This is a genomic window from Micromonospora musae, assembly GCF_003626545.1.
GTDB lineage: Bacteria > Actinomycetota > Actinomycetes > Mycobacteriales > Micromonosporaceae > Micromonospora > Micromonospora musae.
On sequence record NZ_RAZS01000003.1, the window covers coordinates 499,396 to 522,342 of the forward strand.

The following is a 22,947-nucleotide window of genomic DNA, read 5'->3' on the forward strand; positions in this document are numbered from 1 at the left end:
CTGCGTTCGGTGCTCACTGGCCCCTGGCGAGGACGCCGTGGCGATGGAGCCGGACACCGTGCCTCCCGATCGAATTCGCGACATGCTGCGAGCGAACGATGCCCGTACGATACCTGTACCCGTGCAGGTAACCGGGGAGCGAGGGTGCGGCTCAACAGCCGCCCGCGCCAACCGCTTCCTCCGTGCAGCGTTCCCACTGCTGCCACCACTGCCGCTCGGTCGGCTCCCCGGCCGCGACGACCAACGCCTCGACCAGCTCGGCGAGGTTGGCGGCCGCGGTGGTCTGCGGGCTGTTCACCAGCTCGCGGATCTGCTCGGTGCGCCGCCGCATCACCTCACCCACGAGCTCCTTTCCGCTCGCGGTCAGACCCAGCCAGGAGACCCGCCGGTCGGCCTCGCTGTGGTGTCGGGCCACGAGGCCACGGCGTACCAGCCGGTCGCAGGTGCGGGTCGCGGTCGACGGGTGCACGTGCAGGGCCGCGGCGAGATCGACGGTCCGTAACGGCCCTTGCGACGCGAGCACCACGATCGCCCGGTACTGGGAGAGCGTGAGGTCCACGTCCAGCGAGGCGAGGCTGCGGGTGGTGATGCCGACGAGCGCCCGACTCAACGCGGCCAGGCTCTCGACCAGCCCGGTCTCGGGGCCCGTGGACGTACTCGCGGGGAGCACGGTCGACGCCATGGTGGCAATGATTGCACGGCAGCAAGAAACGGGATGACGGGGATTCGCCGGTCGGTAACACCCCGCCGGCCGACACCGTCGGGCGTTGCCGACGGGCTGCCCGGTGTGCCGCGGAGGAACCGGGGTACGAAGCCGCGTCGGCAGCGAGCAGCGGGGAGGACACCATGGCAGGCGCGGCTTCCGAGCAACCCGGCCGCGGCGACCGGACGGGCAACCCCGCCGGGCGCTTCGCGGAGGAGATCACCGAGGTCGTCCGCGAGGAGATGAACGCGGTCCGCCACCAGCTCACCCAGGCCGCCCGACCGGCCGGCGCCGGCATCGTCCTGCTGGCGGCGGCCGGCGGTTGCCTCATGCTGGGTGTCGGCGCGGCGTCGACCACCGTGCTGCGCGCGCTGGAGACGTTCCTGCCCCGTCGGCTCGCCGTGGCCGGCCTGGCCTCCGGCTACCTCACCGCGGCCGTGGTCCTGGGCCGGCTCGGACTGCAGCAGCTGAGCGCGGCCGGCGACAGCTCGGGGCGGGTGGCCGACGAGATGCGCGAGGCCGTGTCGGCGACGGCCGGTGCCGTGGTGCCCGCCGGCTCGGCGGCCGCCCGCCAGGCCCTGGGCGGCGCTCGCGGCGGCGGGGCCGACGGACGGAACGAGGCCTGAACATGGCGGACAAGCACGAACAGGCAGAGGAGATGCGCGACGACGTGCCGTCGACGATCGCCCGTTCGGACGACAAGGCGGTGCGCACCTACAAGAAGACGCTGGAGTCGGCCGAGGAGACCTACGGCGACGGCGAGCGGGCGCACCGCACGGCGTACGCGTCGCTGAAGCACACCCACGAGAAGGTGGGCGACCACTGGGAGCCCAAGGAGCGGCCCGGCCCCTCCGATCCGCAGGCCGAGCAGGGCACGCCGGCGTCGCGCGACCGCACCCGCCCCACCGCCCAGGGGGTGGACGCCAACGCGAGCCGGGACCACCTCGAGGACGTGGCCCGACGGGTGGGCGTCGAGGATCCGCAGCGCTTGGGGAAGGGCGACCTGGTCCGGGCGATCGAGAAGGCCAACGCTCGGGCCACCGCACGCGCCCGCCGGCGCTGAACACGGCCGTCCCGGCCTGCGCAGCGCCGGTCGGCACCGTGCCTCGACCGCGGGGCGGTCGGCCCCTGCGGCGGCAGCGGAGGCGGTGATCCGGAGGCCGCCGGGCCAGCGCTCCGACGTTCGTCAGTAGCCGGTCACCCGGCGTACCCTTGGCCCCCACGAATACGTGCATCCTTGCATGTTTCGGTCTCGGGGGAGGGGTGGGGAGCCGTGACGGCAAGCGCTGCCCGCTGGGCGCGGCGAGGACTGGTGGCCCTCGCCATGATCATCGTGACTCTCGTCGGCGTGACCGGCGGCACCATGCTCGGCGGCCGGGTCACCGGGGACGTCGGTCCGCTCCGAGTGGAGTTCCGGCTCAGTCCGTCGACCGACGGCGGCAGCGAGATCGCCGTCCCACCGCTGGGCTCGCTCTTCCTGGACAGCCACTCCGGACCGGCCCGGCTCACCGCCCGCCTCGACTCCCTCGACCAGAAGCGCGCCGAGGCGCTGATCCACGAACCGGGCGGGCTGGCCGCGGCCGGAGCCTCCGCGCCGAGCGACATCCGCGACGCCCTGCTCCGGCTGGGCCTGCGCACCGTCGCCGCGTCCGTGCTGGGCACCATGCTGCTCGCCGCGCTGACCTTCCGCTCCACCCGCCGGACGGCCTGGGCGGGAACCCTCGCCCTCGCCGTCACCGGCGGCGCCCTGGGCGCCGCGGCGCTCACCGTACGACCCGCCGCGGTCGCCGAGCCACGCTACGAAGGGCTCCTAGTCAACGCGCCGGCACTGGTCGGCGACGCTCGCCGGATCGCCGACGACTACACCCGGTACGCCGACCAGCTGCAACGGCTCGTCGGCAACGTCAGCAAGCTCTACGGCACCATGTCGAGCCTGCCCGTCTACGAGGCGTCCGCCGACACCACTCGGATCCTGCACGTCTCCGACCTGCACCTCAACCCGGCCGTCTGGCCGGTGATCAAGACCGTGGTCGAGCAGTTCGACATCGACCTCGTCATCGACACCGGCGACATCACCGACTGGGGCAGCGAACCGGAGACCTCCTACGTGTCGATGATCGGCCAGCTCAAGGTGCCCTACGTCTACATCCGCGGCAACCACGACTCGCCCCGTACCGCCCAGGCCGTCGCCGGGCAGCCGAACGCCGTCGTGCTGGACAACTCGATCACCAGCGTGTCGAGCGTGCGCATCGCCGGGATCGGCGACCCGCGGTTCACCCCGGACAAGCAGGAGCAGGAGGGCGGCCCGTGGGACGAGGGGCCGACGAGTCTCCCGGGCTCCGGCCAGCGGCTCGCCGACACCATCCGCGCCGCCGGCGCCCCGGTCGACATCGCCCTCGTGCACGACCCGGCCTCCGCCGACCCGCTCGCCGGGACCGCGCCGCTGATCCTCGCCGGACACACCCACCAGCGGGAGGTCCGGATGTTGCCCGGGCCCGAGGGCGAGCCCGGTAGTCGGCTCGCCGTGCAGGGCTCCACCGGCGGGGCGGGCCTGCGCGGGCTGCAGGGGGAGGAGCCCACCCCGTTGGCCATGTCCGTCCTCTACCTCGGTCCGAACCACCGCCTCGAGGCGTACGACGACATCCGGGTGGGCGGCACCGGCCTGGCTCAGGTGAGTCTGGACCGGCAGGTGATCGATCCGGACGTTCCGGCGGACGTCGCCGGGGCCGGGGCCGGGGCCGGCGGTGCGGCACCCGAGACGCCCGTGCCGGCTGCGACGACGCCCCCGCCAGCCGGTGCCCGTTCGGACTGACCGCCCGCCTCCGCAGACCGGTCCAGCGCGCACGGCGTGCTCCGTGGACGTCCATGAGCGCCCGAAAAACGTGTGGCCGGCAGCTGTGGCGTCACCGATGATGCGGGCATGGCCACCACTCGACGCGCCGACATGTTCACCGCCGACGGCAAGCCCTCCGACGACGACCCACGGGAGAACGGACCGACGTTGGGCGACGAGCGCACCACGCTGGTCGAGACTCTCCGCTTCGCGCGGCTCACGTTGGAGATGAAGTGCGAGGGTCTCGACGCGGAGGCGATGGCCCGGCGATCCGTGCCGCCGTCGACGATGTCGTTGCTGGGGTTGGTGCGGCACCTCGCCGAGGTGGAGCGGGCGACGTTCCGGGTGCTGATGGCGGGTCAGGACGTGCCGAAGTTGTACTGCTCCGACACCGACCGGGACGGTGACTTCGACGGCGCCGTCGCCGATCCGCGGGTGGTCGCCGAGGCGTGGGACGCGTGGCGGGCGGAGGTGGACTTCGCGAACCGGTTCGTGGCCGAGGCGCCCAGTCTCGACATCACCGCCGAGGACCCCCTGAACCAGCACGGCAGCGGTGGCGGGGCGACGTCGCTGCGCGAGATGCTCGTCGGAATGGTCTGGGAGTACGGTCGCCACATGGGCCACGTCGACCTGCTGCGCGAGCGGATCGACGGACGTATCGGCCAGTAGCCGAGCGGCCCTGCGCGGGGCCCGCCCGGTGGCCGGACGGGCCCCGGCGTCCGCACGTCCCGATTCACCTGCCGTCAGGCCGGTGCGGAGTGGAGGGTGTCCGCGACCGGACGCCGGGCGGTGAGCACGGCGGGGATCGCGGTGAGCACGGCGACGGCGAGCAGGACCGCGAGCGCCACGCCGAGCATCCAGGAGGCGGGCGCGTACCGGATCTCCCCCGCGGAGACGGTCAGGAACAGCCCGATGCCGGCCGGGATCCCGAGGGCGACGCCGGGTGTCGCGGGAAGGAGCTGCGCCACCGCCATGCCCACGGTGACCTCCCCGGGGGTGGCGCCGAGCGCGCGGGCGACGGCCAGGGGGTGGCGGGCGTCGAGGACCGCGGTCCAGGTGCTCACGATCGCGTTGATGAGCGCGAGGAGGCAGAGCACGCCGACGACGAGGAGCATCGCCTGGAGGGTGCGGGTGTCCTGGGGGTCGGCCAGCTCCGATTCGCCGAGCTTGACCTGCCGGTCCTGTGCCAGGCCCATGAGCAGGGCGGCGAGCGCGGTCGTGGTGATCAGGGTGTTCACCATGACGAGCCGGGCGCGGCGGGGGCGGCGGGCGTTGACGCGTACCCCGAGAAGCAGAGCGGTGGGCATCCGGCGGGACAGCCAGACGCGCCACCCGCGGCGACGCGGTGGGGTGGCGGCGTCGGCCAGCGCGTCGACGGTGTCGGTGGTCGCGGCGCGCAGTACGGGCGTCAGCGTCGCCGCGGCGGCGATGGCGAGCGCGAGGGCGGTGACCGTGACCACCGTACGCAGTGCGGGTGGGTGAACGCCGGTGGAGCCGAGGAGTCCGGCGCCAGGGTTGGTCAGCGCGGGGGCGGCGAGCCAACCGGCGGCCAAACCGACGCCGGCGGCGGCGAGCCCGATCACCAGGTACTCGGCGAGATGGACGGCCGCGATCATCGCTGGTCCGGCGCCGACGGCTTTGAGTAGCCCCACCCGGCGACGTTGCTCGACGATGCGGCCGGCGACGATGCTGGCGACGCTGGCCACCGCGAGCATGGTGAGCAGCCAGCTGCCGAGGAGCAGGGCCGTGTGCGCCTTGCGGACGAGCTTGCCGTCCGCCTCGGCGATCGCCTTCCAGCTGCGGTATTCGACCCCGCCTCTGATCTTGTTGCGGAAGGAGGTGCTGGCGTGCGGGTCGGCCAGTTTGAGATTCATGGTGTAGGACAGTCGCTGGCCACCGGCGAGCGCGCCGATCTGGCTACTGTCGACCCAGACGAGACCGGAGCTCTGGATCAGGATGCTGCCCGGGAAGCGCCAGTCGGCGCGCGGGTAGACGGCTCGGGCGGCGGTGACCGCGGTCCCCACCACCTCCAGCGGGTGACCGTTGACCTCGACGGTGTCGCCGGTGTGCAGGCCGAGGGCGTTGGCGAAGGTGGGTTCGACGACCACGCCACCGGGGCGTACCCAGGTTCCGCTGGTCACGGCCGGCCGGTCGAGCGCCGCCGGGGAGGTGTCCCGCCCCTGGACGACCGTCTGCACGGTTCTGCCGTGGGCGGTCATCATCAGATAGGCCATCGGGTACGGCCCGCTCCGTGCGGTGACGCCGGGGGCGGTGGCCAGCGGCGTGAGAGCGGCCAGCGCCCCCGGGCCCGTCGTGACCGGCGTCGCCACCACGTCGGGGCCCGCGGTCGCGGCCCGGGTCCGCTCGTACGGCTCGGCGAGCGCGTTGTCCAGGGCGAGACCGAGGGTGAGCGTCGCGGTCGCGGCGCTGATCGCGAGCAGCAGCAGCACGGTCTCGGCGCGGCGCCGACGCAGGTCCCGTACCAGCAGCCGGCACACGAGCAGCAGACGTCCGCCCACCTCAGCGCCCTCCGCCGTAGATCGTGCCGGTGCCGGCGAGCCAGCTGTCGTCGGCGAACGATCCGTCCCGCATGGAGATCACCCGGTCGGCGACGGCGGCGATGCGCGCGTCGTGGGTGACCACCACCAACGTCTGCCCCGCGACCCGCAGCTCCTCGAACAACCGCAACACCTCGACGGTGGCCGCGCTGTCGAGGTTCCCGGTGGGCTCGTCGGCGAGTACGACCAGCGGCTCGTTGCTCAGCGCCCGGGCGATGGCGACCCGTTGGCGCTGCCCGCCGGACAACGCCGAGGGCAGGTGCGTCGCCCGGTCGGCGAGCCCGACGCGGTCCAGCAGCTCCAGGGCCCGCCGACGGGCCCGGCGGGGTGACTGACCGGCCAGCAACGCGGCCAACTCGACGTTCTCCACCGCGGTGAGCTCGTCCATGAGGTGGAAGGACTGGAAGACGAAGCCGACGCTGTCGCGCCGCAGCCGGGCCAGCGCGCCTTCGCTCAGGGTGTCGATCCGGCGGCCCGCCAGCCACACCTCGCCGTCGCTCGGGCGTTGCAGCCCGCCGAGCAGATGCAGCAGGCTCGACTTGCCGCAACCGCTGGGCCCCATGATCGCGACGGCCTGCCCAGCCGGCACGTCCAGGTCGACCTCGTCGACCGCGCGCACCAGCCCGCTGTCCCGTCCGTACCATTTGTTCAGTCCGCGTGCTGCCAGCACCGTCGATCCGGTCACGCCCCCGCCTTCCGTTCGGTCCGATCACGCCCGGTCCACATGCGCTCGCACGCCTCCAGCCACTCCAGGTCGGCGCGGAGCCGGAGCACGACCCCCTCCAGCAACAGCCCGGCGACCGGGTCCACCGAACGCGCCAGCGCGGCCCGCTGGGCGTCCCGCAACCGGCGCAGCACCTCGCGCCGCTGCGCGTCGACCAGCGCCACCGGATCGGCCAGCCGTGCGGCAGCGGCAGCCACCAGCTTCAGGTGGAACTCGGTGAGGTCCGGCTTCGGCCAGCTCACCTCGGTCAGCCAGGCGGTGACCCGCTGCTGCCCGGCCGGTGTCAGCGCGTAGACGCGGCGGGCCGGACGATCCGGCAGGCCGTCGGCGAGCTGCGAGGTCACCAGGCCCGCCTTCGTCAGCCGAGTCAGCGTCACGTAGATCTGCCCGTCGTTCATCGCCTCGCCGAGCGGCCCGAGCGCGCCCCGCATCCGGCTGCGCAGCTCGTACCCGTACGCCGGCTCCTTCGCCAGCATGGCCAGTACCACGTCCTGCACGCGGGCACCCCTCTGTAGATCAACAATAGATAACCGCTAGCCATGGCGCTGTCAACCTCCGGCGGCGGGGCGCGCGGGATGGCGATGGCGATCGGCGGAGGAGTTCGGCACACCGGACGTGCGGCGGAGACGGACGAATCCGCACGACACCCGCCCTGCCGGCGCTCCTTGCCGGCAGGGCGGGTGTCGAAGGTCAGGCCGTCGGGCCGGGTTACCTCAGCGGACGAAAGTGGTGCCGCACCGCGTAGCGGAAGACGGCTTCACCGAGCGCCGCGCCGTCGACGTCGGCGCTGCGGAAGTGGACGCCGCCCCAGACGCGGGCGCCGATGAGTTCGTCGAGCGCCTCGGAGAAGCTCCCGAAGTGCCGCGTCGTGCCGGAGTCCGCGCTGGAGCCGCTGAACGCCACGTCGTCCCGGCCGAAGAAGTGCCGGTACAGCGACATCCGCGCGCCGGTGCCGCAGGCGTGGCCGGACGGGTACTCGGGGAAGGGCGGCGTGACGAGCAGCGGCGTCCAGCCCGGATCCGCCGCCGTCGCGGGGTTGCCGTCGGCGTCGGCCTGCTGGATGGCGGTGACCGGCCGCCAGTAGCTCCAGTGCTCCTTCTGGCTGAAGCAGGCCACCCCTGAGTCGGCCACGACGAGGTCGGTCATCGCGAAGAAGCGGGCGGTCTGTAGGGCGTTCAGCCGCTGGGTGGTGGCGAGTTGACGCTTGATCTCCCAGTTGGCCGACCGTCGGTCGTGCCACCAGAGCGCCGCCTCGGTCTGGTCCTGGGTGCGCACCGTGCTCGACGCCGAGCCGACCTCGGCGACCTCGGCGACGTCGCGGGCGTACGCCCAGCTGGTCAGCGGCGGCGGGCCCGGCGTGCGGAACAGCGACGCGCGGGGGAGCAGGAACGGGCGCATGTGCCCAGTCCAGGCGCCCTGGGACAGGAAGAGCGGCGGCGTGGGACGCCACTGGCCCGGCTCGGTCCCGTTCGTCCACTGCTGGTCGCCGAACGCGCCGTCGTCCTGCCGCGCGGCGACCATCGCGTCCGCTGCCCGGGCCCCGACCCGGACGCCGCCGCGCTTCGACGGCCCGTCGGGGATCGCGGCGAGCGCCTCGTCGTACTGCGTCCGGAGCCGCTCCTGCTGGGCGGGGAAGAGGGCGCTGAGCACGCCGTGCGCGGCGGTGGCGACGGCGGCCTGTATCGACTCGGTGCCCCGGGCCGCGGGCGCGAGCAGGTACGGCTGGTAGGGCGTGCCCGCGATCGCGTTGACCGCGTCGTAGACGGCGCCGTTCACCATCGCGAAGCTGCGTACCTGCTCGTTCGGCTGCTGCGCCGCGACGTCCCAGATCGCCGTCTGGGCGTTGGCGTCCCAGACGACGACCGGGTTGGTCGTGCCGGTGCCGGCGGCTCCGGTCGAGGCGGTGGCCGCCGGTCCGGACGCGGTGGACGCGATCAGCGTGCCGAGCGCGACGGAGGCGGGGAGGAGGCGGGACCAGAGGCTCCGGCGCGTCGGGCGGCTCGACATGGGGCGCTCCCAGGGTCGGTGCTGCGGTCGGGTGGCCGCCGATGGTCAGACATCGACGGATGTCGACTTTAGCACCGGATTCTACTGTGGTCAGCCAGCCGTGGCTTGCTCCTTGACCGGGCCGCGGCTGATGACCGCCTGCTGGACCGACGTGTTCCGCAGCAGCCCGGCGTAGAAGACGACCGCCAGGCCGAAGTTCACCACCACCGCGTACGCCGTCTCGCCGACGTGGAAGGCACCCTCCGCCTCGACGGCGACCAGCCACGCCTCGAGGAAGGTCTTCACCGCCGACACGAGCAGCAGGACGAGTCCTTTGCGGAAGGCCGACCAGGAGGTGCGCATGAAGAGGGCGGCGACCAGCGGTAGCAGGAAGGTGACCGCCAACGACAGGACGCCGGCGAGGTTGGGAGCGAAGAGGTAGGTGGGCAGCTCGGGCAGGATGACGGAGTCCATCTTTCCTCCCTGGGGGTGGAGAGGCCGTGTAGCCGATGGTCCTCGGCCGCCGTCTCTGTGGCGTCACCACGCCGTCGCACCGTGGCGGGACGGCCCGCCGCGATCAGCGCGGCGATCGTGGCCGAAGCGGCCGGGACCGTCGGACGGGCGCTGAGTCGCGCGGCGGCGGCTCCGGCCGTTCGACCCGGGTGGGGTTGCCGCGCACCAGCTCGTCGTGGATCCGCCACCGGTCGGTGGCGACGTCGCGTCGGGCCGCCTCGTCGCCGTCCTCGAGGCGCTGCCGTAGCCGCTGCATGGCGATCCGGCGGTTCAGGCTGAACTGCCGCTCGGTGTCGACCACGACCACGGTGCCCGTCGGGCGGTGGGTGGCCCGCACGGCCGTGCTGGCCTTGTTCCGGTGCTGGCCGCCCGGCCCACCGGTACGACAGGCGACGACGTCGACGTCGTCCTCGGAGAAGCCCGTGGTCGGCCCGTCGAGCCGACAGGGGCGGGCCACCACGTACCAGTTCTTGCGCCCGGTGCCCGCCCGGTACGGGCTGGGGGCCTGCCAGCAGAGCGTGCCGGTCCACGAGGCGCCGAAGACCTCGGTGTCGACTCCGTCGATCCGGATCAACGCGGAGCGGAGGGTGTCGGGCCGCTCACCGGGCACGGTCCGGACCCGCCGGATCGTCAGGCCCTGCCGGGTGGCGTCGGCCTCGAGGCGGCGCAGCAGGTGGGTGAGCGCCCAGGCGCACTCCTGCGGGCCGCGGCCGGCGGAGAGGAGCAGGTGCACGGTCATGCGCGCCTGCGTCCACGACGGCCGTCCCGGCGGTCGGCGGTACCGGCCTCGGGCGTCTTGTAGGTGACCAGGGGAATGGTGGTGGCCACGGGAGTGGCCAGCTCGTGGTCGACGAGGTCGGCGACGACCCGCTCGATGCGCTTGTAGGCCGAGGGCGCCTCCTCGAAGAGCAGTTGCCGCTCACCGCAGACCACCACCGAACCGACCGGGGTGCGGCGCAGCTCCTCGACCGTGTGCTTGGCCCGGCCGCGACGCAGGGCGTCGGCGCGGGACATCTTGCGACCCGCGCCGTGGGCCACCGAGAAGTTGGCGGCCGGACCGGCGTGCGCGGCCACCAGGTAGGACGGGGTGCCGCGGGTCCCGGCGATCAGCACGTCGCGGCCGTCACCCGGCGCTGCTCCCTTGCGGTGCAGGTAGCGCCCGTCGCGGACCTCGACCAGGTTGTGGCACTGGTCGACGACCGGCTCGGTGGGCTCCGCGCCGAGGGCGAGGGCGACCCGCGCGGCGAGCAGCCGCCGGTTGAGCGATCCCCACCGTACGGCCTCGTCGTGCGCGGTCAGGTAGGCGGCGACGTCGGGCGCGGGGCCGGCGCCGTGGACCTCGGTGTGCGTACGCAGGATCCGCTCGCCGAGCCCACGGGAGCCGCTGTGCACGACGAGCACCAGGTCTGCGGTCTCCAGCCCGAGGCGGGCGGCGTGGCCCGGCTCGAAGACCGTGCCGATGCGGGCCAGCTCCACGAAGTGGTTGCCCCGGCCGACCGTCCCGAGCCCGTCGACGTGGCCGGCGGGAAGGTCGCCCTCGACGACGGCCCAGGCGGGGTCGTCGGCGTCCCGCTCGGGGTCCAGCGGCCGGTCGAGGTCGGGGAACCGGGCGGCGAGCTTCTCGGGCACGGCGCGCTTGAGCCGGATCGGGAACACGGCGATGCCGCAACCGATGTCGGAGCCGACCAGGAACGGATACAGCACGGTGGCAGACATGGCGGCGCCGATCGGCGCGCCCTTGCCCGGATGCAGGTCCGGCATGGCGGCGACGTGGAGCATCCCGTCGAGGGCGGCCACCTGCTGGCACTGCCGGAGGGCGTCCGACTCGATCCAGCTCTCGGCCGAGGCGAAGACGGTGACGGTGGCGGGGGTGGCGTGCGGGTGGAACTCCGAAGCGGAGGCGTGCAGAGACAAGGAGGCTCACTTTTCGCGGAGGAGAGAGGGCGGACGACAGCGCGGCGCCGGTCGATGTCACGACGCCTCGGGAAACGTGGGTGGTGTCCGTCAGAACCTCATGCGCACCACCCTCGTGGAACCCGTGGCGTCCGGCAATCGAATTTCAGCCGGCGCGGTGGACGACGCCGGGGCCGTACACCGAATCGCCGTGCACCGGACGGCGTGGTGTCACTCCGGATTCCGGGTCGCAAAGCCCGCCGTTCATCGACGTTCTCGAAAGTGCTCGCCATGACAAGGCTGAGCCGTCGCATATTCGTCCTCGGTGGACTGACCGCCGCGGGCGCCGCGCTGACGCCCCTGCAGGGTGCCCGAGCCGCAGCGCCGTACCCCTTCAAACTCGGTGTCGCCTCCGGCGACCCGGCGCCCGACAGTGTCGTGCTCTGGACCCGGCTGGCGCCGTCGCCGCTGAACGCCGACGGGCAGGGTGGCATGGCCAACGCGGACGTGACCGTCGAGTGGCAGGTGTCGACGAACGCGAGCTTCTCCTCGCTGGTCGCCTCCGGCTCCGTCGCCGCCCGCTACGCCGACGCGCACTCCGTGCACGTCATCGCCGGTGGCCTCGCGGCCGACTCCGACTACTACTACCGTTTCCGCGCGCAGGGCCACATCTCCCCGGTCGGCCGGACGCGGACCGCCCCGGCGCCGGGCACCTTCGGCCGCGACCTGGTGATGGCGTTCGCCTCCTGCGCCCACTACGAGTCGGGTTACTACACGGCCTACCGGCGGATGGCCGAGGACAATCCGGGCCTCGTCCTGCACCTCGGCGACTACATCTACGAAGGTGGCACCAACACCTCGGCGGTACGGCAGCACGTCGGCGCCGAGATCGTGTCGCTGGCGGACTACCGCCGCCGGTACGCCCTGTACAAGTCCGACCCGGACCTGCAGGCGGCGCACGCGGCGGCGCCCTGGCTGGTGGTGCCGGACGACCACGAGGTGGAGAACAACTACGCCAACATGGTTCGCGCGGACAGCAGCCCGGCGCTGACGACCGCGCAGTGGACCGCCCGGCGCACCGCGGCGTACCGGGCCTACTACGAGAACATGCCGCTGCGGCCGACCTCGGCGCCGGCCGGCAACAGCGTCCCGCTGTACCGGCGCGTCCGGTGGGGGCAGCTCGCCACCTTCCACATGCTCGACACCCGGCAGTTCCGGGACGACCAGGCGTGCGGCGACGGGTGGAAGGTCTGCTCCGACGCCGACCTGGCCACCCGGTCGCTCACCGGCGCGGCGCAGGAGACGTGGCTGCTCGACGGGCTGGCTCAGCACTACGGCACCTGGGACATCCTCGGGCAGCAGGTCTTCTTCGCCCGCCAGCTCGACGCGAACGGGGCCGCGAACATGGACGCCTGGGACGGCTACCGGGCCTCTCGCGCCCGGATCCAGACCGGCTGGCAGCAGCGTGGGGTCCGCAACCCGGTCGTCCTCACCGGCGACGTGCACAACTCCTGGGCCAACGAGCTCAAGGCCGACTACGCGAACCCCGCCTCAGCGACGATCGGCACCGAGCTGGTCTGCACCTCGATCACCTCGGGCGGTAACGGCAGCGCCACCACCACCATCCCGAACGCGGCGACCAATCCGCACCTGAAGTTCTACTCGAACCGGCGCGGCTACGTCCGCACCACGATCAGCCGCAGCCAGATCCGGGCGGACTTCCGCTCGGTGAACACGGTGACCGAGCACGGCGCGGCCGTCTCCACGGCCCGCTCGTTCGTCATCCTCGACGGCCGGCCCGGGCTGCAGGCCGGTTAGGAGAGAGAAGATGTCGATGTCACTACTGACCGCACTGCTCGTCGCGCCCGTCCTGGCGGTACCGGGCGCCGTCCCCGCCGCCGCGCCGACCGCGATGACCGCCGAGGCCGTCACCTGGACCACGGCGAACAGCGCCTCCGCCGGCGACCAGGACCTGTCGGCCGTCGCCATGAACCGCAACGGCCAGGTGGCGGTCGTCTGGGAGGACGACCGGGACAGCACCAACCCGGCGGACGACACGCACAGCGAGATCTTCCTGCGGCTGTTCCGCGACGGCGTGCCGGCGTACGAGGTGAAGCTCACCGGCGGTGGGACCAGCGGGGCCGCCTGGCGGCACATCAGCCCGGACGTCGGACTGGACGACCGAGGCAACGCGGTGGTGGTCTGGGCCGCCGACGGCGACGGCAACGGCGTCTACAACATCCAGTACCGGGTGGTGTCGCCGGCCGGGGCGGTGCTCGGCTCCGGCCAGGTCAACGCGAGCGACGCCGGGCAGCAGATCTGGCCGAAGGTGGCGGTGGACCCGGACGGCGCGCCCAACAACGCCGCCGCGGTCGGGTTCGCCGTGGTCTGGGAGGACATCCAGGGAACCGCCCCCGCCACCGTCCGGGCCGCCGGATACACCGCCGCCACCAGCAAGGCGTACGAGGTGACCGCCTCCCAGGCCACCGGGGCGCACCACCGTCCCGACGTGGCGGTCTCCGCCTCCGGCGAGGCCCTCGTGGTCTGGGACGAGGACGCCGACGCGAACGGCTTCTACAACATCGGCCTCGCCCGGCTGGCGCGATCCAACGGTTCGGTGGTGCTGTCGCGGCGGACGGCCAACGCGCAGAGCGACGGGCAGCAGCAGCGCGCCTCGGTCGCGGCGAACTTCGCCGGTGACTTCACGGTGGCGTGGGAATCCGATCACACGGGAACCGGCGGTGTCTGGGCGCGCTCGTTCGGCGCCGCCGGTGCCGCCCGGCACGCCGAGGTCCAGGTCTCCATCGGCGGCGGGGCCACCGCGCCCGGCGTCGGCATCGACGACCAGGGCAACGTCGTCGTGGGCTGGACGGTCGTCGGCGCCGACTCGGACGTGTGGGCGCGGGGTCTCAACCCGGACGGCACGAGCGGCGGCCGGCTGCCGGCCCAGGCGTTGAGCCAGACCACGACCGGTCGTCAGGACCAGATGGCCGTCGCCGCCTCGCCGTGGGGTGAGGTGACCGTCTGCTACACCGACGACAACGACGGGAACACGTTCGACCAGGTGCTCCTCGGCCTGGGTACGACCAACTCCACCTGGCAGGTCTCGGCGCAGGAGCTGCGCCGGATGAAGGCCCGAGCCGCGAACCGGGCAGGCTGACCGGTACGGATATCCCAGTGGGAGGGGCTCGGTTGACCTCGGTGCCGTGACGAGGTCACCGAGCCCGCCACGGACCGCGCGGGGCTCTTGCGGGCCGATCGGCCGCTGCCCCGGGCGGGGGAGATCCTGGTGCGGTAGCTCCGCCCGTACGAGCAGCGGCGCCGGCGGGCGTTAGAGTCTGAGCCGCGTGTGGCGTCACCCGGGCCGCTCCGGCCGGCAGGGTCGCCCGAGCAGGGGCCGGAACTCCGGCTTCCCGGCGTCGATCCTGCCCGGAAGAGAGAACCTCATGGCGTCCTTCGATGCGTCGGAACTGCGCGAAGGCTCGCGTCGGCGAGCCGCCGCACGTCCCCGGGGGCCCGCGCTGGCCCGCGTGGCGGACGTCGAGGGGCCGAACGGCCTGCGGCTGCGCCACTACCGCCCGTCCGAGCAGGCGCGGCCGCGGGTGGTGTTCGCACACGGAGGCGGCTTCGTCCTGGGTGACCTGGACACCCACGACCGGATCTGCCGGCGGCTCGCCGACGCCTGCGACGTCGAGGTGCTCGCCGTCGACTACCGGCGCGCGCCCGAACACCCGTACCCGGCGGCCGTCGACGACGTGGTGGCGGTCCTGCGCTGGGCTCGGCCGGTGGCGGTGGCCGGGGACAGCGCCGGCGGCTACCTGGCCACCATGGCCTGCCTGCGCCTGCGCGACGCGGGCGAGGAGCTTCCCGCCGGGCAGGTCCTGATGTTCCCCAACACGGACCTGACGCTCTCGCAGCCGAGCATCGTGGACGAGGGGTCCGGTCACGCGTTGGACACCGACTTCCTCGTCTGGGCGGTCGAGCAGTGGACGCCGCGGGCGGCCGACCGGGCTCCCGCCAGCCCGCTGCTGACGACGGACCTGCGTGGCATGCCGGCCACCGTCCTCGTGACCGCCGAGCACGATGCGCTGCGCGACGAGGGCAACGCCTACGCCCGCCGGCTGGCCGAGGCCGGGGTGCGGGTGCTGCACCGTCAGGAGTCCGGCCTGGAGCACAACTTCATCCAGCAGGAGGCGACCTCTCCGGCGGCCGCCGCGGCCGACGACCGGCTGTTCGCGGACGTCCGGACCCTGCTGGACGGCTGAGCGGGCGGTCCCGGCCGGACCCTGCTGAATGGCTGAGCGGGCGGTCCCGGCCGGACCGGTTCCCCGGCGGCTCGCCGCAGGGGAAGCACGCCCGCGCCGCGGAGCGCGCCTCCGGCGACGGCTGCTCTCTGCGTGACCCGCCGCCGGAGGCGGCGTTGTGCCGGTAATGTGCCGATATGCCGACGTCGGGCATCTGGTGCCCTGGGCGTTCAGCCGGTGCCGTCGCCGGCTACAGGGGGGATGGCCGTGACCGAGCGCCAGCAGCCGGGCGCGCCCGAGGCCGGACCGGCGTCGCGTCCGCTGGGGGCCAGCAGTTCGATCGCCCGTGACAGCGCCCGACTCGCGCTGGTCATCGGCGCGTTGGGCGTCGTCTTCGGCGACATCGGCACCAGCCCGATCTACGCGATGCAGACCGTGTTCAATCCGAGCGACCCGCATCCCGTGCCGGTCAGCACGGAGAACGTCTTCGGCGTGGTGTCACTGGTGTTCTGGACGGTGATGATCATCGTGACCGTCACCTACGTGCTGCTGGCGCTGCGCGCCGACAACGACGGTGAGGGCGGCATCATGGCCCTCATCACCCTGCTGCGGCGCAACGTACGCCGCGGCGGGCGAGCCGTGCCGGTGCTCGTGTTGTTCGGCATCTTCGGTGCGGCGCTCTTCTTCGGCGACAGCATGATCACCCCGGCGATCTCGGTGCTCTCCGCCGTCGAGGGGCTCAAGGTCGTCGAACCCTCACTCGAAAATCTCGTCGTCCCCATCACCGTGGTGATCATCGCGTTGCTCTTCGTCGCCCAGCGCCGGGGGAGCGCCGCGGTCGGCCGCCTCTTCGGGCCGATCATGATCGTCTGGTTCCTCATCGTCGCGGTCTGCGGGGTGCGGGGCATCACCGCGCATCCGGACATCCTCAAGGCGCTGTCGCCGACCTATGCGCTGGGGTTCCTGGCCGGCCGCTTCGAGGTCGCGTTCTTCGCCCTCGCCGCCGTCGTGCTCGCCGTCACCGGGGCCGAGGCGCTCTACGCCGACCTGGGGCACTTCGGTCGCCGATCGATCACCCGCGCCTGGCTCGTACTGGTGTTTCCCGCGTTGACGTTGAGCTACTTCGGCCAGGGCGCGTTGATCCTCAAGGATCCGAGCAACATCAGCAGCCCGTTCTTCCTGCTCGCGCCGGACTGGGGTCGACTGCCGCTGACCCTGCTCGCCACCGCCGCGACGGTCATCGCCTCCCAATCCGTGATCACCGGCGCCTTTTCGGTGGCCTCACAGGCGGCGGAGCTCGGCTACCTGCCCCGGCTGCGGATCCTGCACACCTCGGAGTCCACCATCGGCCAGGTCTACGTTCCGTGGGTCAACTGGCTGCTGATGGTCGCGGTGCTCACCCTCGTCCTCGCCTACGGCAGCTCGACCGGGCTGGCCTTCGCGTACGGCATGGCGGTCACCGCGACGATCACGATCAGCACCTTCCTGTTGTTCTACCTCGGCCGGTGGAAGTGGAAGGTGCCGCTCTGGCTGCTCGCCCTGGGCGCGATACCGCTGCTGGTGTGGGACCTGCTGCTGCTGGGCGCCAACGCGACCAAGCTGCTGCACGGCGCGTGGGTGCCGTTGCTGATCGGCCTCGCCGCCTTCACGATCATGACGACGTGGAAACGCGGACGCGAGATCGTCACCAGCGAACGACAGCAGCACGAGGGCTCGCTGCGTGACTTCGTCGAGGAGCTGCGCGCGGACGGCAAGCTCGCCCGCCGGGTGCCCGGCACGGCCATCTTCCTCAATCGGGGAAAGCAGACCGTGCCGCTCGCGATGCGCGCCAACGTGGAGCACAACCACGTACGCCACGAGCACGTGGTGATCCTCTCGATCGAGACCAAGCCGGTGCCCCGGATCGCCGCGGACCAGCGGATCGCCGTCGACGACCTCGGCTACTCCGACGACGGCATCACCCACGTGAGCGCCTACTTCGGGTACATGGAGAGCCCGGACGTGCCCGAGACGCTCCGCAGGCTCAACGCGGGTGACGTCGAGGGGCGGGTGCAGGCCGAGGAGGCCTCCTACTTCCTCTCGAAGATCGAGCTGCGCGCCGGGAGCCGGCCGACCATGCCGCGCTGGCGCAAGCGGCTCTTCATCACGACCTCGTTCATCACCGCCGACGCCGCCGAGCACTTCTGCCTGCCGCGCGATCGCACGGTCATCATGGGCTCGTACATCGAGGTGTGAACGCCGGGTCCGGCAGCGGACTTCCGCTCATCGGGAAAGCTGGTTAGGGTAGCCTAACCTTCGACCGGCGCCGCCCGACCCAGAGAGGCACCATGACCGAGACCCTGCCTATCGCGCCCTGGCGCGTCTTCACCGTCGAGGTCCGGGCCATCCACCGGCTGAGCCCCTCGTTCCTGCGGGCCACCTTCACCGGCCCCGACCTCGACCGGTTCGCCGACAACGGCTGGGACCAGCGCATCAAGCTCGCGCTGCCGCTCCCCGGCCAGCAGGGGGTACGGCTGCCGGACGGCCCCGACTGGTACGCGCAGTGGCGGGCCCTGCCCGAGGAGCAGCGCAACCCCATCCGCACCTACACCGTGCGGGCCGTCCGTCCGCACCTCGCCGAGGTCGACATCGACCTGGTTCTGCACGGCGACGGCGGCCCGGCCACCCGATGGGCCCGGCGGGCCCGGATCGGTGACGAGATCGCCCTCGTCGGCCCGGACGCCGGCTACTCCGGTGACCACGGCGGCATCGAGTTCCGGTTGCCGTCGACGGGGCAGCTGCTGCTCGCCGGGGACGAGACCGCCGCGCCGGCGATCGCCGCCATCCTGGAGCGTCTGCCGCTGGACGCGTCCGGCCGGGCGCTGATCGAGGTCCCGGAGGCCGGCGACGCGCTCCCGCTGGTGACGCCACCCGGGGTCGAGCTGACCTGGCTCCCCCGGGGCGCCGGCGAGTACGGAAGCCTCCTCGTCCCGGCCGTCGCCGCGGCGGCCGGGGACCTGATCGCCGCCCGCACCGAGCCCGCCACCGGTCCGGTCACCGACAACGACGTGGACGTGGACACCGAGATCCTCTGGGAGGTGCCCGCCGAGACCGAGACCGCCGCGTCACCGCTGCACGCGTGGCTGGCGGGGGAGGCGGGCGTCATCCGCGCGCTGCGCCGGCACCTGGTGGGGGAGCGGGGCCTCGACCGGCACGCCGTCGCGTTCATGGGTTACTGGCGGCTCGGGCGCGCCGACGTCGCCTGACACCCCGGGTGTCCCGCCGTCGCCGGCACGGGCGGGACACCCGAGGTGCCGTACTCCCCGGTCCGCGCGGACGTTCAGGCCCGTACCGCGGGCGTGTCGACGAGATGCTCGGCGACGAACCAGGCCTGTAGCTCGTTGGTGCGGATCAGATCCGACACCAGCACGTCGTTGCTGCCGTCGTCACCGCCCTCGGCGACCCGGGCCGCCGCGTCGTGCGCGTCGATCAGGATCGTCTCGTGCGCCTCCAGTAGGCGCGACAGCATCCCGGGAACCTCCTCGACACCGTTCGGCGGGCGGGGGATCCGGGTCAGCTCGGCGACGTGGCGCGGATCGCCGACCGCGACCCCACCGAGGGTCTGCACCCGCTCGGCGAGCGTGTCGATCAGCGCCAGCTGCTCGTCGGCGTGCTTGTCGAGCAGGAGATGCAACTGGTAGAACGTGTGCCCTCGCATGAGCCAGTGGTATTTCTTGTACAGCGAGTGCAGGATGCGGGTGTCGGCGAGGATCCGGTTCAACCGCTCGCACGAGTACAACCGAGCCTCGTACGCCAGAGCGACCGGCAACTGGCGGACACTGCCGAAGGCCTGAATCTCCCGGCCGTGCTGATGAAGGCGGGGTTGGCTGTCCGCGGTGTTCGGCTCTCCGGTCACGTCGTCTCCTCGCTCCTCATCGGCCTGCCCGTACGTCGCGCCGGGCCGGCCTCGGCACGGAAGCGATGGGCGATCCGCTACGCGGGGCGCCGGCGATGGACGGCTGACGCAGGGCAGACATGACGCTCCGCCCACCCTCTCCCGGTTCGCCCCGTGCCGGGGCGCCGCTTCGCCGCTGTCACTCGTCCGGGCTGCCGGTGAGCGACCAGCGACTAGAGGTCGGCGCATCCGGTCTCGTCGGGCAGCAGCGGGCGTGCGGCCACCTGCCACACCCGGCCCGCGCTGCTCCACCGCGCGTCGCCGTCGGTGGCTTCGATCGCGCGCCGGGCGGCGTCCAGCTCGGCGCCCCGCAGCACGAGGCAGGTGGAACCGGCCGACGTGCCGCCCAGCGGCTCGCCGGTCAGGGTCGGCAACGGCCAGGGCCGGGCCGGTTCGGCGGGGTCGGCGGGCGTGGCGACGATCGCGACGGCCGGTGGCTCGTACGGTGCCGGCGGACCGCCGGAATGCCGGGCGAGATCGGCCCGTAGCCGGGTGGCCGCCGCATCGTCGCGGGCCAGGGTGACGCCGCGTCGACCGCCGGGCGCGCCGACGACCACCTGCACGACGGGCCCGTCCGGGGCCGCCGTTCCCGGTTCGTCCGGGAGCGCGGCGGCCGTACGGAACAGCTCGCGCAGGTCCTCGGTCGAAACGGTGTCCACGCGCAGTTGTGGCCACCCCCCGGTGGGCCCGGACGCGTCGCTGATCAGCCGACCGTCACCGAAGAGGGAGTGGCGCGGAGCGACGGTGGCCACGCCGCCGGGCGGCAGCAGGCCGGGCAGTTCGCTCAGCCGCAGCACCAGCGTCGTTGCGCCCGTCGGTGGCTCGGGCTCGCTGCGGTCGCCGCCCGCGCAGGCCGCCACGGTCACCGTCGAGGCCAGCACGGCCGGCACAGCGAGCAGGGCCAGCAGTCGGTGCATCTGTCGCCTCCCGCGTCAGGTTACGTCGGTCGGACGTGCCGGTGTGCCCGGCGGTTCCGTGCAATTCGGGACGGATCGTTCGCGGGTCCGCGAACAGCGGTCCGGGAGCGCCGCGACGGGCGCTCCCGGACCGGTCAGGAGGTGGACGGTCAGGACCGGGTGAGGGTGTAGTTGCCGGAGCCGGCCTTGTTGACCACGACGACGCCGTACCAGCCGGAGAGGGCCGGGGTGAAGGTGATCGTCTCGGTCGCCCCGGCGCCACCGCCGGTGGCGGCGGCCGCCGCACCCGAGCGGGGACGGATCCAGGTGGCCGCGTTCGCGTCGCTGCTCATCAGGAACAGCTCGGCGTCCTGACCGACGTTGGTGGCCGCCGCCGAGATGGTGACCGGCACCCCGGCGGTGAGGTACGTGTCCCGGACGGCGACCACGTTGTTCGTACCCATCGTGATCGTGCTGCTGCCGCCGTTGAGCACGCTGGCGCCCTGGGCGAGTTCGACGCGGTAGCCACCGCCGCCGGACCAGTTGGTCACCCGCGGGTAGTAGTCACCCAGCGCCCGGCGGTTGGAGTCCACGGCGACGAAGTCGACGGTGGTGCCGCCGGCGGCGCTGCCGCTGAGGTAGACGCCCTGCGCCCGGTCGTCGTAGAGCTGCAGGTCCAGGTCACCGGAGTTGGGCTTGAGCGCGACCACCGACCAGTAGACCGACGAGGTCGAGTATCCGAAGTTGTGCGGCGGCGTTGGTGTCGGGCGGGTCAGCGGGGCGTAGCTGCCCAGCGGGTCCCGGAACTGGTAGTCGATCGTGTTCTGGTACACCGAGGCCCGTGCCCCGGAGTCGGCCACGTTGAAGCCGTCGGCGGTGCGGTGCGCCCAGAAGTTCGCGAAGGTGGTCGAGTTGTGCAGCCGCGAGGTCATCCAGATGTTCCACGGCCCCTCGCCGTACCGGTCCCAGGTCGCCTCGTTCGCGGAGTCGGTGATGTCGATCAGCGCGGCGGCGACCCGACCCTCGGTGGTGTCGCCCTCGCCCCAGCCGTTGCCCCAGCTCGCGTTCTCCAGGTTGAGGGAGGCGCCGCTGGGCCAGCGGAAGAACGGGTCGTTGTAGACGGTGGCCGGGAACCACTCCGCCCAGCCCTCGGTCCAGGCGCAGCCGGCCGAGCTGGTGCCGGTGACGCTGTGCGGGTTGCAGTTCGGCGCGGCGGGGAAGTTGTCGTTGTACAGGTCGTCCATCACCGCGTGGCCGATCTCGTGCACCACGGTGACCGGGGCGTTCGGGTCGTCGGCGGCCAGGTGCACCTGGTTGCTGCCCAGGTTGTAGTACGTGCCGTCGGTCGAGTCCGGCGCCCAGTTGATGACCACCTGGCGGCAGCTCGCGTCGTCCTGGTCCCAGCACAGGTTGTTCGGCTTCGGCACCCACAGCCACGCGTCGTTCGCGGAGTCGTACGCGTGCAGACCGCGCTGCAGCGCGCCGTCGGCGGCGGTGAGCGAACCGAGGTTCAAGGTGCTGCCGGTGGGCACGTCGTTGGTCGTCCCGGTCTGGAAGGAGAGCGGGTTGCCACCGCGCTGCACCCGCCACTGGGAGTTCGACGTGATGAAGCGGACGTAGATGTCGGCGTTCCCGCTGTCCGGGAAGCCCTCGACCTTCGAGTCGAAGCAGATGTTGTAGTTGCCGGCGCCGTCGGTCACGCCGGTGGCGAGCAGCGAGTCACCGAAGACGTCGTCGTCCCAGACCTGCACCTGCATGTTCATCTGGTTGTGCCAGGTGCCGTTCTGGTCCTGGAAGCTCCAGTTCCCGGCGACCCGGGTGTCACACGGCGCCTGCGGGGCGATCACCTTGAGCCCCTTGGCCCGCGCCTCGGCCTGTGCCTCGCCGGTCACACTCTGCGCGCCGACGCTCTTCGGCTTCTGGCCGGACGGCCGCGCCGCCCGCTCGGTCGTGGGTACCCGCTTCGTGGAGCTGTCGCCCGCGGGGACCGCGTGTCCGAGCCGGGACGCTCCCGCCTTCTCCGCGATGGTCAGGAAGACGTCGTCCTGACCGGCCTGGACGTCCCGGCCGTACGGCGCGGTCGCCCGGGCCTGGATCTGCACCTGACCCGCCTTGACCGCCCGGACCACACCGCTGAACCCGACGCTGTCGCCCGAGCGCAGCGCCTGGGTCGTCCGCGCCACGGAGATGGAGCCGGCCCGCTCGGGCTGGATGCTGCTGCGCTTCTGCACGCCCAGTTCGGCCGGCGCCTGCACCCACTCCAGCTCGGCCGGGAGGGCGACACTGATCTCGCTCGGTCCGATCTTCCCCGCGGCGCGGACGGTGACCCGCAGCGTCGCCTGCTCTCCCACCGCCGGCGTCCGGTCGAGCTTCGCCTCGACACCGAGGCAGCTCAGCTGCTCGTCCTTCGCGCTCTTGCCGGCCGACGGCCGCAGCCCGCACTCCTCGCCCTTGGCCAGTTGATAGGCCGGCGTGGTGCGAGCCTTCGCGTCCTCGCCCGGGTCCGCGGCGTACGCGGGACCAACCCCTCCCGCGAGCGTCACCAGAACAGCCGGCACGATCACGGCGAGCGCCGTTCTCGCGGGTCTGGTGGCCTTCCTACCGAACATCGATGCTCCTCCCCCCACGGGCGGACCGTATTCGGTCCGGTGGACTGGGCCGCG

General features: G+C 72.7%; 20 protein-coding genes. 9 read left to right on the top strand and 11 right to left on the bottom strand.

The features are described 5' to 3' along the window. Nucleotides 1-151: 151 nt before the first annotated feature. Nucleotides 152-682 carry a MarR family winged helix-turn-helix transcriptional regulator gene (locus D7147_RS10395; protein ID WP_120676143.1) on the bottom strand — a complete coding sequence of 177 codons (531 nt, stop codon included), beginning with the start codon at nt 680-682 and terminating at the stop codon, nt 152-154. Between the two features lie 164 nt (nt 683-846). Between D7147_RS10395 and D7147_RS10400 the strand changes: the two genes are divergently transcribed. From D7147_RS10400 to D7147_RS10415, 4 genes are all read left to right on the top strand, one after another. After that, nucleotides 847-1,329, top strand: a complete 483-nt coding sequence (locus tag D7147_RS10400; RefSeq protein WP_120676145.1) for a phage holin family protein — start codon at nt 847-849, stop codon at nt 1,327-1,329. A gap of 2 nt (nt 1,330-1,331) precedes the next feature. Next, nucleotides 1,332-1,766: a ChaB family protein gene (locus tag D7147_RS10405; protein WP_233563070.1), complete on the top strand. Its 435-nt coding sequence runs from the start codon at nt 1,332-1,334 to the stop codon at nt 1,764-1,766. Between the two features lie 162 nt (nt 1,767-1,928). After that, a complete protein-coding gene (locus D7147_RS10410; protein WP_407663332.1) occupies nt 1,929-3,515 on the top strand; it encodes a metallophosphoesterase family protein in 1,587 nt (528 codons plus the stop codon). A gap of 108 nt (nt 3,516-3,623) precedes the next feature. Continuing rightward, nucleotides 3,624-4,205, top strand: coding sequence for a DinB family protein (locus D7147_RS10415; RefSeq protein WP_120676147.1), 582 nt, complete (start codon nt 3,624-3,626; stop codon nt 4,203-4,205). A 74-nt stretch (nt 4,206-4,279) separates the two neighbouring features. Here D7147_RS10415 and D7147_RS10420 read toward each other — a convergent pair whose 3' ends face one another. The 7 genes from D7147_RS10420 to D7147_RS10450 all read right to left on the bottom strand — a co-directional run bounded on the left by D7147_RS10420 (nt 4,280) and on the right by D7147_RS10450 (nt 11,231). Continuing rightward, nucleotides 4,280-6,055: an ABC transporter permease gene (locus tag D7147_RS10420; RefSeq protein WP_120676149.1), complete on the bottom strand. Its 1,776-nt coding sequence runs from the start codon at nt 6,053-6,055 to the stop codon at nt 4,280-4,282. 1 nt (nt 6,056) lies between these two features. Then, on the bottom strand, nt 6,057-6,779 hold the full coding sequence (locus D7147_RS10425) for an ABC transporter ATP-binding protein (RefSeq protein ID WP_199716415.1): 723 nt from the start codon (nt 6,777-6,779) through the stop codon (nt 6,057-6,059). After that, nucleotides 6,776-7,315: a PadR family transcriptional regulator gene (locus tag D7147_RS10430; RefSeq protein WP_120676151.1), complete on the bottom strand. Its 540-nt coding sequence runs from the start codon at nt 7,313-7,315 to the stop codon at nt 6,776-6,778. Before D7147_RS10430 ends, D7147_RS10425 begins: the two co-directional genes overlap by 4 nt. A gap of 211 nt (nt 7,316-7,526) precedes the next feature. After that, nucleotides 7,527-8,825 carry a vanadium-dependent haloperoxidase gene (locus D7147_RS10435; RefSeq protein WP_120676153.1) on the bottom strand — a complete coding sequence of 433 codons (1,299 nt, stop codon included), beginning with the start codon at nt 8,823-8,825 and terminating at the stop codon, nt 7,527-7,529. A 90-nt stretch (nt 8,826-8,915) separates the two neighbouring features. After that, entirely contained in the window at nt 8,916-9,278 is a 363-nt protein-coding gene (locus D7147_RS10440; protein ID WP_120676155.1) for a hypothetical protein, read from the bottom strand. 103 nt (nt 9,279-9,381) lie between these two features. Next, nucleotides 9,382-10,056: a peptide chain release factor H gene (gene prfH / locus D7147_RS10445; protein WP_120676157.1), complete on the bottom strand. Its 675-nt coding sequence runs from the start codon at nt 10,054-10,056 to the stop codon at nt 9,382-9,384. Continuing rightward, complete coding sequence (locus D7147_RS10450) at nt 10,053-11,231, bottom strand: RNA ligase RtcB family protein (RefSeq protein WP_120676159.1); 1,179 nt, start codon at nt 11,229-11,231, stop codon at nt 10,053-10,055. The genes prfH and D7147_RS10450 overlap by 4 nt, the downstream gene beginning before the upstream one ends. Before the next feature lie 270 nt (nt 11,232-11,501). On the opposite strand from D7147_RS10450, the gene D7147_RS10455 reads away from it, so the two are divergent. The 5 genes from D7147_RS10455 (at nt 11,502) to D7147_RS10475 (ending at nt 18,699) form a co-directional block, all read left to right on the top strand. Continuing rightward, nucleotides 11,502-13,028, top strand: coding sequence for an alkaline phosphatase D family protein (locus tag D7147_RS10455; RefSeq protein WP_120676749.1), 1,527 nt, complete (start codon nt 11,502-11,504; stop codon nt 13,026-13,028). Between the two features lie 10 nt (nt 13,029-13,038). Next, complete coding sequence (locus D7147_RS10460) at nt 13,039-14,370, top strand: hypothetical protein (protein ID WP_233563071.1); 1,332 nt, start codon at nt 13,039-13,041, stop codon at nt 14,368-14,370. Nucleotides 14,371-14,656: 286 nt separating this feature from the next. Further along, nucleotides 14,657-15,475: an alpha/beta hydrolase gene (locus tag D7147_RS10465; RefSeq protein WP_120676161.1), complete on the top strand. Its 819-nt coding sequence runs from the start codon at nt 14,657-14,659 to the stop codon at nt 15,473-15,475. A 246-nt stretch (nt 15,476-15,721) separates the two neighbouring features. After that, nucleotides 15,722-17,689, top strand: coding sequence for a potassium transporter Kup (locus D7147_RS10470; RefSeq protein ID WP_233563072.1), 1,968 nt, complete (start codon nt 15,722-15,724; stop codon nt 17,687-17,689). Between the two features lie 92 nt (nt 17,690-17,781). Then, complete coding sequence (locus tag D7147_RS10475) at nt 17,782-18,699, top strand: siderophore-interacting protein (RefSeq protein ID WP_120676165.1); 918 nt, start codon at nt 17,782-17,784, stop codon at nt 18,697-18,699. A 74-nt stretch (nt 18,700-18,773) separates the two neighbouring features. Here D7147_RS10475 and D7147_RS10480 read toward each other — a convergent pair whose 3' ends face one another. From D7147_RS10480 to D7147_RS10490, 3 genes are all read right to left on the bottom strand, one after another. Beyond that, a complete protein-coding gene (locus tag D7147_RS10480) occupies nt 18,774-19,349 on the bottom strand; it encodes a Dps family protein (protein ID WP_120676167.1) in 576 nt (191 codons plus the stop codon). Nucleotides 19,350-19,561: 212 nt separating this feature from the next. Next, on the bottom strand, nt 19,562-20,305 hold the full coding sequence (locus D7147_RS10485; protein WP_120676169.1) for a hypothetical protein: 744 nt from the start codon (nt 20,303-20,305) through the stop codon (nt 19,562-19,564). Between the two features lie 149 nt (nt 20,306-20,454). Beyond that, a complete protein-coding gene (locus D7147_RS10490; protein WP_147437384.1) occupies nt 20,455-22,893 on the bottom strand; it encodes a hypothetical protein in 2,439 nt (812 codons plus the stop codon). Between the last annotated feature and the right edge of the window lie 54 nt (nt 22,894-22,947).

Bases quoted from the DNA above. Each gene is read 5' to 3' on its own strand.
- D7147_RS10475 (WP_120676165.1), top strand. From the start codon at position 17,782: ATGACCGAGACCCTGCCTATCGCGCCCTGGCGCGTCTTCACCGTCGAG.
- D7147_RS10490 (WP_147437384.1), bottom strand. From the start codon at position 22,893: ATGTTCGGTAGGAAGGCCACCAGACCCGCGAGAACGGCGCTCGCCGTG.
- D7147_RS10455 (WP_120676749.1), top strand. From the start codon at position 11,502: ATGACAAGGCTGAGCCGTCGCATATTCGTCCTCGGTGGACTGACCGCC.
- D7147_RS10405 (WP_233563070.1), top strand. From the start codon at position 1,332: ATGGCGGACAAGCACGAACAGGCAGAGGAGATGCGCGACGACGTGCCG.
- prfH (WP_120676157.1), bottom strand. From the start codon at position 10,056: ATGACCGTGCACCTGCTCCTCTCCGCCGGCCGCGGCCCGCAGGAGTGC.
- D7147_RS10435 (WP_120676153.1), bottom strand. From the start codon at position 8,825: ATGTCGAGCCGCCCGACGCGCCGGAGCCTCTGGTCCCGCCTCCTCCCC.
- D7147_RS10395 (WP_120676143.1), bottom strand. From the start codon at position 682: ATGGCGTCGACCGTGCTCCCCGCGAGTACGTCCACGGGCCCCGAGACC.
- D7147_RS10400 (WP_120676145.1), top strand. From the start codon at position 847: ATGGCAGGCGCGGCTTCCGAGCAACCCGGCCGCGGCGACCGGACGGGC.
- D7147_RS10440 (WP_120676155.1), bottom strand. From the start codon at position 9,278: ATGGACTCCGTCATCCTGCCCGAGCTGCCCACCTACCTCTTCGCTCCC.
- D7147_RS10460 (WP_233563071.1), top strand. From the start codon at position 13,039: ATGTCGATGTCACTACTGACCGCACTGCTCGTCGCGCCCGTCCTGGCG.
- D7147_RS10465 (WP_120676161.1), top strand. From the start codon at position 14,657: ATGGCGTCCTTCGATGCGTCGGAACTGCGCGAAGGCTCGCGTCGGCGA.
- D7147_RS10485 (WP_120676169.1), bottom strand. From the start codon at position 20,305: ATGCACCGACTGCTGGCCCTGCTCGCTGTGCCGGCCGTGCTGGCCTCG.
- D7147_RS10415 (WP_120676147.1), top strand. From the start codon at position 3,624: ATGGCCACCACTCGACGCGCCGACATGTTCACCGCCGACGGCAAGCCC.